The sequence below is a fragment of the Nocardia sp. JCM 38205 genome (assembly GCF_058222935.1).
Window position 1 is genome coordinate 21,906 of sequence record NZ_JBYHFL010000011.1, and the last position, 15,122, is coordinate 37,027.

17 protein-coding genes are annotated in these 15,122 nt (G+C 67.6%); 7 read left to right on the top strand and 10 right to left on the bottom strand.

Annotated elements, in window-relative coordinates; genetic code table 11:
* Complete coding sequence (locus tag AC4HOU_RS27200) at positions 1 to 879, top strand: metal ABC transporter permease (RefSeq protein WP_490725582.1); 879 nt, start codon at positions 1 to 3, stop codon at positions 877 to 879.
* A gap of 21 nt (positions 880 to 900) precedes the next feature.
* Here AC4HOU_RS27200 and AC4HOU_RS27205 read toward each other — a convergent pair whose 3' ends face one another.
* The gene (locus AC4HOU_RS27205) at positions 901 to 1,578 is read right to left on the bottom strand and encodes a JAB domain-containing protein (protein ID WP_490725543.1); all 678 of its coding nucleotides are present in this window, start codon (positions 1,576 to 1,578) and stop codon (positions 901 to 903) included.
* A gap of 86 nt (positions 1,579 to 1,664) precedes the next feature.
* Entirely contained in the window at positions 1,665 to 1,862 is a 198-nt protein-coding gene (locus tag AC4HOU_RS27210; RefSeq protein ID WP_194991336.1) for a type II toxin-antitoxin system VapB family antitoxin, read from the bottom strand.
* Between the two features lie 191 nt (positions 1,863 to 2,053).
* Here AC4HOU_RS27210 and AC4HOU_RS27215 point away from each other — a divergent pair, with 191 nt between their 5' ends.
* Together AC4HOU_RS27215 and AC4HOU_RS27220 are read left to right on the top strand one after the other, a co-directional pair.
* The gene (locus AC4HOU_RS27215; RefSeq protein ID WP_490725544.1) at positions 2,054 to 2,938 is read left to right on the top strand and encodes a phenylalanine 4-monooxygenase; all 885 of its coding nucleotides are present in this window, start codon (positions 2,054 to 2,056) and stop codon (positions 2,936 to 2,938) included.
* Positions 2,939 to 3,097: 159 nt separating this feature from the next.
* Positions 3,098 to 4,024, top strand: coding sequence for a hypothetical protein (locus AC4HOU_RS27220; RefSeq protein WP_195020677.1), 927 nt, complete (start codon positions 3,098 to 3,100; stop codon positions 4,022 to 4,024).
* Positions 4,025 to 4,120: 96 nt separating this feature from the next.
* On the opposite strand, the gene AC4HOU_RS27225 is transcribed toward AC4HOU_RS27220, so the two are convergent.
* The 4 genes from AC4HOU_RS27225 to sdhC form a co-directional block, all read right to left on the bottom strand.
* Entirely contained in the window at positions 4,121 to 4,894 is a 774-nt protein-coding gene (locus AC4HOU_RS27225; RefSeq protein ID WP_163817104.1) for a succinate dehydrogenase iron-sulfur subunit, read from the bottom strand.
* Positions 4,894 to 6,660 carry a succinate dehydrogenase flavoprotein subunit gene (sdhA, locus tag AC4HOU_RS27230; protein ID WP_085996156.1) on the bottom strand — a complete coding sequence of 589 codons (1,767 nt, stop codon included), beginning with the start codon at positions 6,658 to 6,660 and terminating at the stop codon, positions 4,894 to 4,896. Before sdhA ends, AC4HOU_RS27225 begins: the two co-directional genes overlap by 1 nt.
* 16 nt (positions 6,661 to 6,676) lie before the next feature.
* Positions 6,677 to 7,108: a succinate dehydrogenase hydrophobic membrane anchor subunit gene (locus tag AC4HOU_RS27235; RefSeq protein ID WP_163817106.1), complete on the bottom strand. Its 432-nt coding sequence runs from the start codon at positions 7,106 to 7,108 to the stop codon at positions 6,677 to 6,679.
* Between the two features lie 86 nt (positions 7,109 to 7,194).
* Positions 7,195 to 7,593 (bottom strand): succinate dehydrogenase, cytochrome b556 subunit, encoded by a 399-nt coding sequence (sdhC, locus tag AC4HOU_RS27240; RefSeq protein WP_195020678.1) that lies wholly within the window; start codon positions 7,591 to 7,593, stop codon positions 7,195 to 7,197.
* A 311-nt stretch (positions 7,594 to 7,904) separates the two neighbouring features.
* Here sdhC and AC4HOU_RS27245 point away from each other — a divergent pair, with 311 nt between their 5' ends.
* From AC4HOU_RS27245 to AC4HOU_RS27260, 4 genes are all read left to right on the top strand, one after another.
* Positions 7,905 to 8,306: a cytidine deaminase gene (locus AC4HOU_RS27245; protein ID WP_194991698.1), complete on the top strand. Its 402-nt coding sequence runs from the start codon at positions 7,905 to 7,907 to the stop codon at positions 8,304 to 8,306.
* Between the two features lie 233 nt (positions 8,307 to 8,539).
* Positions 8,540 to 9,829, top strand: coding sequence for a thymidine phosphorylase (locus tag AC4HOU_RS27250; protein WP_195020679.1), 1,290 nt, complete (start codon positions 8,540 to 8,542; stop codon positions 9,827 to 9,829).
* Between the two features lie 111 nt (positions 9,830 to 9,940).
* Entirely contained in the window at positions 9,941 to 11,038 is a 1,098-nt protein-coding gene (locus tag AC4HOU_RS27255; RefSeq protein ID WP_490725545.1) for an adenosine deaminase, read from the top strand.
* Between the two features lie 159 nt (positions 11,039 to 11,197).
* Complete coding sequence (locus tag AC4HOU_RS27260; RefSeq protein WP_490725546.1) at positions 11,198 to 11,917, top strand: hypothetical protein; 720 nt, start codon at positions 11,198 to 11,200, stop codon at positions 11,915 to 11,917.
* Positions 11,918 to 11,945: 28 nt separating this feature from the next.
* Here the strand turns inward: AC4HOU_RS27260 and AC4HOU_RS27265 are convergent, their stop codons facing one another.
* The 4 genes from AC4HOU_RS27265 to AC4HOU_RS27280 form a co-directional block, all read right to left on the bottom strand.
* Positions 11,946 to 13,199 (bottom strand): SatS C-terminal domain-containing protein, encoded by a 1,254-nt coding sequence (locus AC4HOU_RS27265; RefSeq protein ID WP_163813837.1) that lies wholly within the window; start codon positions 13,197 to 13,199, stop codon positions 11,946 to 11,948.
* Positions 13,200 to 13,225: 26 nt separating this feature from the next.
* On the bottom strand, positions 13,226 to 13,573 hold the full coding sequence (locus AC4HOU_RS27270) for a YbaB/EbfC family nucleoid-associated protein (protein ID WP_194991701.1): 348 nt from the start codon (positions 13,571 to 13,573) through the stop codon (positions 13,226 to 13,228).
* 76 nt (positions 13,574 to 13,649) lie between these two features.
* Complete coding sequence (locus tag AC4HOU_RS27275) at positions 13,650 to 14,000, bottom strand: hypothetical protein (RefSeq protein ID WP_036533558.1); 351 nt, start codon at positions 13,998 to 14,000, stop codon at positions 13,650 to 13,652.
* The gene (locus tag AC4HOU_RS27280) at positions 13,997 to 15,121 is read right to left on the bottom strand and encodes an NlpC/P60 family protein (RefSeq protein WP_163813839.1); all 1,125 of its coding nucleotides are present in this window, start codon (positions 15,119 to 15,121) and stop codon (positions 13,997 to 13,999) included. The genes AC4HOU_RS27275 and AC4HOU_RS27280 overlap by 4 nt, the downstream gene beginning before the upstream one ends.
* Between the last annotated feature and the right edge of the window lies 1 nt (position 15,122).

Consider the following 15,122-nt stretch of genomic DNA (forward strand, 5'->3'; position numbering starts at 1 on the left):
ATGGAACTGGTCGATTTCTTCGTGGACCCGCTGCGCTACGAATTCATGGTGCGCGCGCTGGCCACCAGCGTGATCGCGGCGGTGGTCTGTGCGGTGCTGTCGTGCTGGCTGGTGCTGATCGGCTGGTCGCTGATGGGCGACGCGGTCTCGCACGCGGTGCTGCCGGGCGTGGTGCTCGCCTACATCGTCGGCGCGCCGTTCGCCCTGGGCGCGGTGATCTTCGGTTTCCTCGCGGTGGCGTTGATCGGCGTGGTGCGCGATACCAGCCGGGTGAAGGAAGACGCCGCCATCGGCATCGTGTTCACCACGCTCTTCGCCTTCGGTCTGGTGCTGGTATCGGTGACGCCGAGCCAAACCGACCTCAATCACATCATTTTCGGCAACCTGCTCGGCGTGAGCCGTTCGGATCTGCTGCAGATCGCGATCCTGGCCGCGATCGTTTTCGCCGCGCTGGTGCTCAAACGACGCGACTTCACGCTCTACGCCTTCGATCCCACCCACGCCCACGCCATCGGCATGAGTCCACGACTGCTCGGTGCCGGGTTGCTCGGGCTGCTGGCGTTGACGTCGGTGGTGGCGTTGCAGGCGGTCGGCGTGATCCTGGTGGTGGCGATGTTGATCATTCCCGGGGCCACCGCGTACCTGCTGACCGACCGGTTCGGGCGCATGCTCGTCATCGCTCCGACCGTCTCGGCGGTGTGCGCGGTGATCGGGCTGTATCTGAGCTACCACCTCGATACCGCCTCGGGCGGGATGATCGTGGTCACCCAGGGCGTCGCGTTCGCGGCGGTGTACCTGTTCGCGCCGCGCCACGGGGTGATCGGTGCACGGATCGCCGCGGCACGACGGAAAGCGGCAGGGGTCGCCGTCGCTCCGTGACGGGGGCGTCTCCGATGCATGTCAGGGCTCCGGAAGCGCTGGGGCACTGCGCCATTGCTCGCCCGCGACGACCACGTGGTCGAGAAAGCGCAGGCCGACCGTGCGCGCCGCCTCGATCAGCAGGGTGCTCGCGCGCCGATCATCGATGCTCGGCGACGGATCGCCGGAAGGATGGTTGTGCGCGAGAGCGAATGCGCGGCCGTCGTGACGCAACACGGTATTCAGGATTTCCCGCACCGGGACCGCCACCTGGTCGATCGCGCCTTCGGCCACGAAGACCGGCTGGCGCAAGCGGTTACGCGCATCGCACACCAGCACCAGTAGCCGCTCCACCCTCGCGCCGACGAACATCGGCTGCGCGATCCGAGCGACATCGGCAGCGCCACGCAGGCAGGATGCGGTAGTGGTGCCGTGCCTGGCCCGGTTGGCCAGATGGAAGGCGGCGATGATCGAGGCGGCCTTCGCCGCACCGACCCCGCAGCGCATGGCGAGCTCCTCGGGGCGCGCCACGGCCAGCCCGGCGATCCCGCCGTGTTCGGCGAGCAGCTCGGCCGCCATCTCCAGCGCACTTTCGCCGTGCCTGCCGTTGCGCAGTAGCAGGGCGAGTAGTTCGCAGTCGGAGAGTGCGGCCGGGCCGAGCGCGGCCAGCCGCTCACGCGGACGCTGACCTGTGGGCAGGTGGGCGATCGGGACCGGCATCTTTCCCCCTCGGTGCGGCACCGGATGTTCGACGTCCCCGGATGATGCCAGCACCCACCGACAGATTTCGGCCCTGCGCCGCGGGTCTATCTGTCGACGACGACCAGATCCACGCTGGACCTCCCGGCACCGGAGGCGAGCTTCTCCAGGTGCCGCAGCTGCCGCTCGTGCACCACTATGCGGCGCAGCGCTTCGTTGATGGTCGCCGCACTGGTCGAGGTGCCCATGATGGCACCCGCCGCGGCGAGCAGTTTCTGGTCGAGATCGATCCGCACGGTCGGCATGCGTCCTCCTTCGTACATTCGCCATCTTGCGCCATGAACCGAGCGAATGTGCGGTGAATGGCGCCGCCGAGACGGCTCGCACGCGGTCCCCGGTGTCTGCATCTGCTGTCCGAGGACGGTAAATGTAGACAGTTTGCGCAGTTGAGCGTGTGTTCGTTGTCAGTGTGCCCTGGTGGTGCTTGCATCGAAGTATGTTCACCGAAGCACAGCTCTATTCGCCGGTCACTCGCACCGGTGACGGTGACGTGACGGTGCACCTGAGCGATGAGCACCCTGGCGTCCACGACCCCGAGTACCGGGCCCGGCGCAACGCGATCGCCGCGCTCGCGCTCGACTACCGGCCGGGCGGCGCCGTGCCGCGGGTCGAATACACCGACGACGAGCAGCAGGTCTGGCGGATCGTGTCCGCCGAACTCGCCCGCAAGCACCGCGAATACGCCTGCGCCGAGGTCCTCGAGGCGGCGTCGCGGCTGGCCCTGCCCACCGACCGTATCCCGCAGCTGGACGAAGTTTCGGCCGCACTGCGACCTTTGACCGGTTTCCGCTACGTCCCCGCGGCCGGCCTGGTGCCGCTGCGTGAGTTCTTCGGCTCCTTCGCCGACCGGATCTTCCATGCCACCCAATACATCCGCCATCATTCGGCGCCGCTCTACACCCCCGAACCCGACGCCATCCACGAGGTGATCGGCCACGCCAACCAGATCGCGAGCCCCCGCTTCGCCGCCATCTACGAAACCGTCGGCACCGCGGCCGCCCGCCTGGAAACCCAGCAGGCCCTGAAGTTCCTCGCCGACGTCTTCTGGTTCTCCATGGAGTTCGGCGTAGTGCGCGAACACGGCGAAATCCGTTGCTACGGCGCGGGCCTGCTCTCCTCCTACGGCGAGATCGAAGAGTTCCGCCACGCCGACCTCCGCCCCCTCGACATAGCCGCCATGGGCACCGCCACCTACGACATCACCCGCTACCAACCCACCCTCTACTGCGCCGAGTCGATCAGCGAGATCGAAGACGTCATCGGCGGTTTCTTCGCCGACATGGACGACGAGACCCCGCCGCGCCTGGCCACCGCCCGCTAGCCGCGATCGGGCTCCAGCGGTTCCAGAGCCTCCGGCCCGGACTGGTGGATGCGAGGGTTCGCCGCAGGGTGTATCCGAGCCGAAACCGCTGTGCCCGTGCGTGATCGACTTCCGGACGATCGGCCGGAACGTGGCGACGCGATCAGTACGATTCGCTGTATGGGCGAGGTCATGAATCACCTCAGACGCCTGCTGGGGGTTGTTGCCAACTTTTTCGACAAGGTCAGTCCGTGGGGCATGCCGTGGCCGCTGGCCTTTGCTCTGGTGTTCCCATTCGTGATGGGGGTGCTGGCGGTCGTCGTGTGGTGGTCACGTGGCACGGCCAAGCCGGTGCGCTGCGATTATCCGCTCACGACGACTGGGCATCCGTGCCGGAATCGAGTACTCGGGGAGTGGAAGCGATGCCATCACCACAGGCCCGGCCGTGAGCGCAGCAGGGGACGTGTGGTGCAGAAATTGCATCGGTGGCAGACCATGCGTCGTGGTCAGCGCATCGAGCGGGACGACATCCGTGGTCGTGGATTTCTCCGGGACCGTTCACAGGTGCGGGGGCTGCTCTACTACCGCGGTTTCGCCCGCCCACCGAGGAATGCGATCGGATCCGCGCGGACATGGTGGAACGAGCGCCGCGACGATCTCCGCAAGCTGCGTGATCAACTACGCGACACCGGATCGGTCGATATCCGTACGGTCTTCGCCGGTGCCGCCGGCCGGTCGGCCCGAATCGGTGTGTCGGACCAGGTATTGCAGGTCATCTGGGCTACCCGAACGGTCGCGGTGCTCGTGGCGACGGGGCTCACGTTGGTCGGTATTTCGGTGTGGCGCAACCATGATCCCGCGTCATGGCACAGCTACGCAGCGACTTTCACATTCGTGCTCGCTTGGTCGGTGGTGCGCTGGGGGATCTGGGGAACGGCAACCGGACAGGCGCCGGTGCACCGGACATGGGACTGGGTGTATACCTCGATCCGGCAGGCCGCCAAATTGTTCTTCTGGTTCATCGTGCTTTCGGTGGCGGCAGCCGAGCAGATCGGGAAGTTGGAGAAGGTGATGCAGGGTCCGGGCGCGATCCAGCTGGGCTTCTGATCATCGCCGGGTGGGCAAGCGAACGACGAAGGCCGCCTTCCCGTTTGGGGAAGGCGGCCTTCGATCAGCCGGTGGATCCGGTGGGATCCGGGGAGCTCAGCGGGCGAACAGCAGGGCCCGCTTGACTTCTTGGATGGCCTTGGTGACCTCGATGCCGCGGGGGCAGGCGTCGGTGCAGTTGAAGGTGGTGCGGCAGCGCCAGACGCCTTCGACGTCGTTGAGGATGTCGAGGCGTTCGCGGGCGCCTTCGTCGCGGCTGTCGAAGATGAAGCGGTGGGCGTTCACGATCGCGGCCGGGCCGAAGTAGCTGCCGTCATGCCAGTACACCGGGCAGGACGTGGTGCAGCAGGCGCACAGGATGCACTTGGTGGTGTCGTCGAACCGGGCGCGGTCGGCCTGGCTCTGGATGCGCTCGTGGGTGGGCTCGTTACCTGTGGTGATCAGGTACGGCTTCACCGCGCGGAACGCGTCGAAGAACGGCTCCATGTCGACGATGAGGTCCTTCTCCACGGGCAGGCCGCGGATCGGCTCGACGGAGACGGTGATGGACTTGCCGTTCTTGGGCAGCATGTCCTTCATCAGCACCTTGCAGGCCAGTCGGTTCACACCGTTGATCCGCATGGCGTCGGAACCGCACACACCGTGGGCGCAGGAACGCCGGAAGGTGAGGGTGCCGTCCAGGTAGGACTTGATGTAGATGAGCACGTTCAGGAAGCGGTCGGTCGGCAGGACCGGCACCTGGAACGACTCCCAGTGCGCGCCCTTGTCGTCCTCCGGGTTGAACCTGGCCACCTTCACGGTGATCATGGTCGAACCCTCGGGCACCGGAGCCGGCTTCTGCGAAGAGGGTGCTTCGGCAACAGCAGTCATCAGTACTTACGCTCCATCGGCTCGTAGCGGGTCTGCACCACCGGCTTGAAATCGAGGCGGATGTCGGACAGCAGGTCCGTGCCCTCCTTGTAGGCCATGGTGTGGCGCATGAAGTTCACGTCGTCGCGATCCGGGTAGTCCTCGCGGGCGTGGCCGCCGCGCGATTCCTTGCGGTTGAGCGCGCCGACGACGGTGACCTCTGCCAGCTCCAGCAGGAAGCCGAGTTCGACGGCCTCGAGCAGATCGCTGTTGTAGCGCTTGCCCTTGTCCTGCACCGTGATCCGCGAGTACCGCTCCTTGAGCGCGTGGATATCGGTGAGGGCCTGCTTGAGCGTGTCCTCGGTGCGGAACACCGACGCGTTGTTGTCCATCGACCGCTGCAGTTCGGTGCGGATGTCGGCCACCCGCTCGTTGCCGTGGTCGGACAGGATCAGCGCGAGCCAGTCCTGCACCATCTTGGCCGGGTTCTCCGGCATGTCGACGAACTCGGTGCGCTCGGCGTATTCGGCGGCGGCGATGCCCGCGCGACGGCCGAAGACGTTGATGTCGAGCAGCGAGTTGGTGCCGAGGCGGTTGGCGCCGTGCACCGAGACGCAGGCGCATTCGCCGGCGGCGTACAGGCCGGGCACGATGTCGGTGTTGTTGCGCAGCACCTCGCCGCGGATCCGGGTCGGGATGCCGCCCATCACGTAGTGGCAGGTCGGGAACACCGGCACCAGTTCCTTCACCGGGTCAACACCGAGGTAGGTGCGGGAGAACTCGGTGATGTCGGGCAGCTTCTCCTCGAGCACGTCCTCGCCGAGGTGGGTCACGTCGATGTAGACGTAATCCTTGTTCGGCCCGGCGCCGCGGCCTTCGAGCACCTCGAGCACCATCGAGCGGGCGACGATGTCGCGCGGCGCGAGGTCCTTGATGGTGGGGGCATAGCGTTCCATGAAGCGCTCGCCGTCGGCGTTGCGCAGGATGCCACCTTCGCCGCGGACCGCCTCGGAGATGAGGATGCCGAGGCCGGCCAGGCCTGTCGGGTGGAACTGGTGGAACTCCATGTCCTCGAGCGGCAGGCCCTTGCGGAAGACGATGGCCATGCCGTCGCCGGTCAGGGTGTGCGCGTTCGAGGTGGTCTTGTACATCCGGCCGGAGCCGCCGGTGGCGAACACGATCGACTTGGCGTGGAAGACGTGCAGGTCACCGGTGGCGAGTTCGTAGGCGACGATGCCGGTGGCCACCGGACCGCGCTCGGTCTCGGTGAGCACCAGGTCGAGGGCGTAGAACTCGTTGAAGAACTCGACGTCGTGCTTGACGCAGTTCTGGTACAGCGTCTGCAGGATCATGTGGCCGGTGCGGTCGGCGGCGTAGCAGGCCCGGCGGACCGGGGCCTTACCGTGATCGCGGGTGTGGCCACCGAAACGGCGCTGGTCGATCTTGCCCTCGGGGGTGCGGTTGAACGGCAGACCCATCTTCTCCAGGTCGAGCACCGCGTCGATGGCCTCCTTGGCCATGATCTCGGCGGCGTCCTGGTCGACGATGTAGTCGCCGCCCTTGACCGTGTCGAAGGTGTGCCACTCCCAGTTGTCCTCTTCGACGTTGGCCAGCGCCGCGCACATGCCGCCCTGCGCCGCGCCGGTGTGGCTGCGGGTGGGGTACAGCTTGGTCAGCACCGCGGTGCGCGCCCGGGGCCCGGCCTCGATCGCCGCACGCATACCCGCGCCACCGGCGCCGACGATGACGACGTCGTAGCGGTGCTCCTGAATCCGGGATTCACTCATCGGAGGTGGCCTGTTCCTAACTGATGTTGGGGTCGAAGGTGAAGATGACGTAGGTGCCGACGCCCATGACCAGGATCATCGACAGCACCAGCAGCGTGTTCAGCCAGAAGCGGGTCGAGTCCTTGCGGGAGTAGTCCGCGATCACGGTGCGCAGCCCGTTGCCGCCGTGCAGCTGAGCCAGCCACAGCATGGCCAGGTCCCAGATCTGCCAGAACGGGCTGGACCAGCGGCCGGCCACGAACGCGAAGTTCAGCCGCTTCACGCCGCCGTCGAGCAGCAGCATGATCGACATGTGGCCGAGGACGAGCACGATCAGTGCCAGGCCGGAGAAGCGCATGAACAGCCACGCGTACTTCTCGAAGTTGCTGTTGGCGCGTGCGCGCGGGGAGCGGGGCAGATCCAGGCTCGCCGGACGGTCGTACGACTTGCCGAGTACAGGTGCGCTCATGCCAGTACCTCGCTGGCGCTCGGCACCGACATGACCGCAATGGCGGCTGTGTTCATGATTCGCTCGCTTCGCTCACTCATGGGTTATCAGTGCTCCGTGAACAGTAGGTAGAACATCCGACCGATAGCGGGCACGAGTAGCACGACCAGCAGGCCGAGGATGCCCCAGAGCATCTGGCGCTGGTAGCGCGGGCCCTTGGACCAGAAGTCCACCAGGATCACTCGCACACCGTTGAGCGCGTGGAACAGCACGCAGAAGACCAGGCCCATCTCCATGAACGCGACGATCGGGTTCTTGTAGGTCTCGATCGCGTCGTCGTAGACGGCGGGGCTGACGCGCACCAGCGCGGTGTCCAGGACGTGGACGAAGAGGAAGAAAAAGACGGTGACGCCGGTGATCCGGTGCAGCGCCCAGGACCACATTCCGGGGTCGCCTCGGTACAGCGTCTTCCGCTTCGGCTGAGCCGGAGCTTCTATCGTGGTCATAGAGTGCGGTGCCTCCAACGTCGTTGATGGACCCGGTCGCAGATCCGACGCCGGCGCTTCGAGCCGGAAATCCGGTGCAAACCAGCTCGCGGCCACCAGGAGTTTTTCGCTTGTGGCTGCGCTCCGGCCCGCCGCCGGGAACCTGAACCGATCTGTTGTTGGACTCTAATCCTCTCCGAATCGCGGAACTAATTCGGAGTGCCGCGCGTTGCGTGCATTTCCGGTAGGTTAGGGTTACCTTTCCCGGTGGGTGAGGGGTTGTGCGGTGGTTCGTCCATGCCCTGGTGCGGCCCGTTCGAGGGGAGTTCGGGATGACCGAAATCGACTGGAAACTCCTGCGTGACAATGCAATTGGAGTAATGCGCAAAGCGTATGCGCCGTACTCGCGGTTTCCGGTCGGTGCGGCGGCTCTCTGTGCCGACGGCCGAATTGTGAGCGGTTGCAATGTGGAAAATGTCTCATACGGCCTGGGCCTCTGTGCCGAATGTGTACTCGTCGGTAACTTTCAAAGCACCGGTGGGGGCCGCTTACTGGCGGTATCGGTGACCGATTCCCGGGGCGAAATCCTGATGCCGTGCGGACGCTGCCGTCAGGTGCTCTACGAGTTCGGCGGTGCGGAGTTGCTGGTGGATCATCGGCGGGGCCCGGTCCGGCTCGGCGCGCTGCTTCCGGACGCCTTCGGCCCGGACGATCTGGACGCCGGGCAGCGCTGATTCGGTTCGGCGGCCGAATGGGCCCTGGCCGATCAGGTGCGCTTCGCCTCGCGGCTGCCGTGCCTGCCGGAGGCCGTCGAGCGGGCCGTCCCGCGTGGTGGTAGTGGGCCTCCGGCGGCCGGTGCCGGATGGCAGCGGGTGCCCGGCGGACCGATGTGCGCGGATGGCGGCCCGCGGTCGGGCAGACGCGAGTCGGGCTGTGGTCCGGCGCTGTGGCTGCGAGACTGACGAGCATGACGGCACTGGACGCGGTTTCGATCATCACCACCAAACGCGACGGAGGGCAGCTGTCGGATGAGCAGATCGACTGGGTGATCGATGCCTTCACCCGGGGCGAGGTGGCCGATGAGCAGATGTCGGCGCTGGCGATGGCGGTGCTGTTGCGCGGGATGACGCGGCGGGAGACGGCGCGCTGGACCGCGGCGATGATCGCCTCCGGCCGGCGTATGGACTTCACCGATCTGCCCCGGCCCACCGTGGACAAGCATTCCACCGGAGGCATCGGCGACAAGATCACCTTGCCGCTGGCACCGCTGGTCGCGGCCTGTGGTGCCGCGGTGCCGCAGCTGTCCGGGCGCGGCCTCGGCCATACCGGAGGCACGCTGGACAAACTCGAATCCATCCCCGGCTGGCGGGCCGATCTCAGCGTGCCCCGGATGCACGAGATCCTCGCCGACCCGGCCGCGGGCGCGGTGGTGTGTGCGGCCGGCGCGGATCTGGCGCCCGCCGACAAGCGGCTCTACGCGCTGCGCGACGTCACCGGAACCGTCGAGTCCATTCCGCTGATCGCCAGCTCGATCATGAGCAAGAAGATCGCCGAGGGCACCGGTGGGCTGGTGCTGGATGTGAAGGTCGGTTCGGGCGCGTTCATGAAGAACGTCGAGCAGGCGCGTGAGCTGGCGACGACGATGGTGGAGCTGGGCGAGGACGCGGGTGTGCGCACCGTCGCGCTGCTGACCGGGATGGACACCCCGCTCGGCCGCACCGCGGGCAATGCGCTCGAGGTGGCCGAAGCTGTCGAAGTGCTGGCCGGCGGTGGGCCCGCCGATGTGATCGAGCTGACCCTGGCGCTGGCGCGGGAGATGCTGGCCCTTGCCGGTCTCGATGCCGACCCGGCGGACGCACTCGCCGACGGCCGGGCCATGGATCACTGGAAGGCGATGATCCGGGCCCAGGGCGGTGACCCGGACGCGCCGCTGCCGCGGGCCGGGCACACCGAGACCGTGCGGGCCGGCCGGGATGGCGTGCTCACCCGGCTCGATGCCATGGGTGTGGGTATCGCGGCCTGGCGGCTGGGTGCGGGGCGGGCCCGGCAGGGCGATCCCGTGCAGGCCGGCGCCGGGGTCGAACTGCATGTGCGCGTGGGCGAGCGGGTGCGTGCGGACAGTCCGCTGTGCACGCTGCACACCGATACGCCGGAGGCACTGCCCGGTGCAGTGTCGGCGGTGACCGGTGCCGTCACGATCGAGAAGGATGGCGAGGCCGTGGCACCGACGTTGTTCCTCGACCGGATCGGGGCATGATCGGCGACGGGATAGGCGACCGGCCGGATGGCCTGCCGCCCGCACGCAACGAGATAGTCGCCACGTGCCGACTCCGCTGCCGATTCGATCCGGTCCGGCTACCGTCAGGACATGACTGGACCGATGCCGTTGACCCTTGCCTCGATCCGCCAAGCGCCCAAGGCGTTGCTGCACGATCACCTAGACGGTGGTCTGCGCCCCGCCACGGTGCTCGAACTCGCCGCCGACTGCGGCTACGACCAGCTACCCGCCACCGACGCCGACGCCTTGGCCGCCTGGTTCCGGGAAGCCGCCGACAGCGGGTCGCTGGAACGCTATCTGGAAACCTTCAGCCACACCGTGGCCGTGATGCAGACCCCGGAGGGGTTGCGCCGAGTGGCTCGTGAATGCGTCGAGGATCTGGCGGCCGACGGCGTCGTCTATGCCGAGGTGCGTTTCGCGCCCGAACAGCATCTGGAAGCCGGCCTGACTCTCGACGAGGTGGTCGAGCACACGCTGGCCGGTTTGCGTGAGGGGATGGCGGCGGCGGAAGCGGCGGGCACGCCCATCGTGGCGATCTGCCTGCTGACGGCCATGCGGCACGCGGCCCGCTCGCGGGAGATCGCCGAACTGGCGGTGCGGTTCCGCGACCAGGGCGTCGGCGGATTCGACATCGCGGGCGCCGAGGCCGGTTACCCTCCGACCCGCCACCTCGATGCCTTCGAATACCTGCGCGCCAATCACGCCCACTTCACCATCCACGCGGGCGAAGCGTTCGGGCTGCCATCCATTCACGAGGCCCTCGCGTTCTGTGGTTGCGATCGACTCGGCCACGGCGTGCGCATCACCGACGATATCCACGTCCCCGGCGCGGTCGAGGAAGCCAGGCTGGGTGTGGTCGCGAACTATGTGCGCGATATGCGCATCCCGTTGGAGCTGTGTCCGTCGTCGAATGTGCAGACCGGGGCGGTGCCCTCACTGGACAAGCATCCCTTCGATCTGCTGGCCCGGCTGCGCTTGCGTGTCACCGTCAATACCGACAACCGGCTGATGAGCGACACCACCATGAGCGAGGAGATGCTGAAACTGGTCGATACCTTCGGCTACGGCTGGAGCGACCTGGAGCGCTTCACCATCAACGCGATGAAGTCGGCGTTCATCCCGTTCCCGGATCGGCTGCGCATCATCGACGACATCATCAAGCCGGGATACGCGGTCCTGCTGGGGTGAGCCCGGGAGGCGTGGTGCGCACGGCACCACGATGCTGATCGGCCGGGGCGACCGGATCCGCTGCTTCTGAGCGGCTGGTCGATTTCTCGAGCGGCTGTTCCATGGCCGGCCGCCGGGAGCGTCCCGGTAGCCGTGGCGGGCAGGGGTTAGTTTGAGATCGTGACGGAATTGCGGATCCCTGCCCGATTCAATGGTCCTTCCGGCTCCGGCAATGGTGGTTATGTGGCCGGCCTGGTCGCATACCACTGTGGTGCCGCTGCGCGGTCCCACGCCTCGAGCGGGCCGGACGCGACCGCCTCGGCCGCGGCAGCGCCCGTTCGGGTGACGTTGCGGGCGCCCGCGCCACTGGACGTGCCGCTGGTGCTGCGTACCGGCGGGCTGTACGACGGCGACACCGTCATCGCCGAAGCGGCGCCCGGGGGATTCGAGCGCGCGGTTCCGGACGCGGTGTCCTTCGACGACGCCGACGCGGCCTCGGCGGCCTACCGGAACGACAGCGAGATGTTCCGGTACTGCTTCGTCTGCGGGACCGCCCGCCAGGACGGGCTCGGCTTGGCGCCCGGCGCGGTACGGGCGGGGATGGTCGCCGCGCCCTGGGTGCCCGGCGATTCGCTGCCGATCGACGCGACGCTGCTGTGGGCCGCGATGGATTGTCCGGGCGGCTGGGCGTTGCCGGAGATGCTGCAGCGCCCGGCGCTGCTCGGCTCGATGACGGCGAACGTCTTCGCGCTGCCCGAGGTGGGGGAGAAGTGCGTCGTGGTCGGCGCCGACCAGGGCGAACAGGGCCGCAAATCGTTCGCCTCCACCGCCGTCTACGGCACCGGCGGACGCCTGCTCGGGCGGGCCGAGCAGATCTGGATCCGGCTGAACCGGGCGTGATACCCACGCCCGGCCCGGCCGGGGCGGATCACTGCGGGTCGAGCCGCGACTCGAAGTTGCGTTCCAACTCCCGCCAGGCCTTCGCCTCGGCGGTGAACGGCGGGTTGGGCGCCATCCGGGACGGGTCGGGGTTCAGCAGGTAGGAGACGTACCAGCCGAGCGGTGTGGACTGGGCGAGGCCCTGCTCCACCGTGTCGTCGTCGGCGTAGTCGGCGGCATCGGTGAACAGCTCGACGGCCAGGTCGAGCTGTTCGATATCGACCGATTCGGGGCCGTCGCCGAGATCCTCGGCCAGCCCCGGCAGCACGTAGACGTTCTCATCGGTGACCTCGACCTCGAGCGAACCGTCCACGGCCGCGGTCTGCACGTCACCGAAGGTGCTGACCCGGGCGAGATCGTGTTCGTGATCGTCGGCGAGGTAGCGGGCCAGCGCGCGCTCGGAGTTGAACACCGTGATGGAGCCCTTGCCACCGAGGAAGATCGGCTCGTCGTCGAGGTAGCAGCGCAGCGTGAAGTAGGTGCCCTCGCCGGTGACGATCTTGATCGGGTCGATGCCGACCTCGGTCCAGAACGATTCGTCCTCTTCGTCGTCTTCGGTTTCGTCGTCGTCCTTGGTGAGGTCGACCGGCTCGTAATCGGTGTCGGCGTCGGCCGCGTCGTCGGCTTCGACGACGTTCTCCTCGGCGGCCAGCAGCTCGGCCTCGGCCACCGCGACCGCGTCCGCGTCCACATCGGGGGTCTGCACCACCGAGTCGATGGCATCGACCACGGCGTCCCAGTCCTTGGCGATGGCGGCGCCGATCTGATCCCAGAGTTCCTCACCGTCGCGGCCGACGAAGGCATTGATGCCGCTGGGCAGCGCGCCGAGCACCGGATGCGAGCCGAAGAACTTGGTCACCACCTCCAGCTCGCACACCTCGCCGATATTGCGCACCATGGCGAGGGTGTCCTCGAGTTCGGCGACGATCTCGGCGTCCGGATCGCCCGCGACCAGCTCGGGAACCCCGATCAGGTCGAAGGTGAAGTTGTCCTCCGGCTCCAGTTCCACCGCCGACAACCCGGCCACGACCTTCCAGGCCGGATGGTCCACCAGATCGTTGTCGGAATCGGTCCGGATGAACGCCGCTAGTTCCGCGACGGACTCGAAACCGTAGAGGGCGTCCTCGTGGCCGAGGAACGCCTCCCACTCGTCGTCGCCGTCACGCCAGCGCGGTGCCCACAGTGTGACGAGATCGCCGTCGGTCAGACCGAGCTCGATCGGGACGATGTCTCCAGAAGCCATGTGCCGAAGCCTATCGAGCTTCCGGCTCAGGCACTATCCGGGCTGGCCCCAACGGTGCCCGTGGCGGTCTGCGACTCGGGCGCGAACGACTCGTTCAGTGCGGCAACGACGTTCGACCGCTGCCCGCCGGCGTCCTCGGCGGCCTGCCTGCAGGCCCAGATGATGAGCTGGGCGACCTCGGCCGGCGGCAGTGATGTGACCGTTTCCGCCAGCGACAGCGCGACCAGCGCACCGTCGCTGTTCACCTCGGCGCTGACCATGCCGTCTTCGGTGGTGAACCGCCCGCGCACCTGCTCGAGGCCGTAGAGCGCGGCCTCGAGCGCCTCGAGTTTCTGCGTGGCCCCGGCGACCAGGGCATCCATTTCCGCACTCATGCCGTCACCTCGCTGGCGCTCGGCGCCGCCATGACTGCCTGGGCAGCTGTGCTCATGGTTCGCTCGCTTCGCTCACTCATACCGGCCTCATCCAGCTCGTCTGTCCAGTGTCGGCATCGTCGATGCGGTCCAGCTCGTCCACCGCCTGCTGGCGGGTGGGCAGTCCGAGCCGGTCCAGGATGTCGTCGGGCATACCCGATTCGGCGAGCACCTCGCGGCGCCTCGCCTTCGCGGCCACGGTGGAGCGCTGGGTGAGCCGCAGGATCTCCGCGGCGAGAGCCTGTGCGCCGTAACGATATTCGCTGCGCTCGAACTTGATCTCCACCGGCATCCCCTGGTCGGTGGCCCGGACCGAGATGGTGCCGGATCGGTTGCTGCTGGCCGCCACCGTGACGTTGGGGATGGCGGGCGTCGGCTGTTCGCTCATTCGGTGGGCCTGTAGAAGCCGTAGAACTCCATGTCCAAGTTCTCCGTTCGGATCGCGCTGATGGAGACCGGGTCACCGGCCTCGACGAGTTGACCGTTGCCGACGACCATGGCGACGTGGCCGTCCCAGACCGCCAGGTCGCCGGGCATGAGGTCGCCGGGGGACACCTGGGTGTGTCCGATGTGCTGTTCCTGCGCCAGACGCGGCAGTTCGACGCCGGCCTCGCCGTAGGCGTATTTCGTCAGGCCGCTGCAGTCGATGCCCGCCCCCGGGGTGTTGCCGCCCCAGACGTAGGGCGTGCCGACCGCGCCGATCGCGGCCTTCACCGCCGTCGCGGCCTTCTCGTTGGGCGCCTCGACCTGGCTGCCGTCGGGCAGGGTGATCATGACGCCCTCACCGGTGGCCTTGCCGCTGCTGGTGCTGCCGGAGCCGGACTTCGACGACGAGCTGGTGCTGGTGCGGCCGGTGGAGGTGCTGCTGCGCGAGCCCGAACTGGTGGACGGCGAGCTCATCACCGTGCTGAGCATCGAGCCCGCGGTGCCCATGACTCCCGAGGCCATCGAACCGAGCCCGGAGGTGGCGGCGCTGATCGGCGCGGCCACGCTCGCGGGCGCGGTGGACGGCGGCGGGGCCAGCTGCTGCATCGAAGCGGTGTGCGTGGACAGCTCGTTCTGCACCCGGCCGACCACGCCGAGGGCTTGGCCGAGATGGTCGATGGCCGAGCCGACGAGCATGCTCAGCCCGACCGGCGTCGTCAGCGTCGGGCCCGCGGCAACGGCCGTATCGACGAAGGACTGCGCGATGGCGGTGAGGTCTTTCTGCCCGGTCTCGACCTCGGCCGCGGCTTGACCGACCACCGTCGACATCTCGTTGCCGCGGTCGGAGATGGTGGCGGCGCTGGTCTGCACGCGCAGGGCCTTCGAGGTCGCCGCGTCGGCGCCCTTGCCGTCCCACACGCTGTTCATCTGGTTGATGCTGTTGCGGCCGAGCTCGTGCACCTGGTCGATCGCTGTCGAGGTGGTGCGCAGTGCGTCGCCGGGGCCGCCGACGGGAAGCACACCGGTACCGAAACTGGCGAGCAGATCGAAGATCGGTTTCGCCAGCACGTTGATGTCGATCACC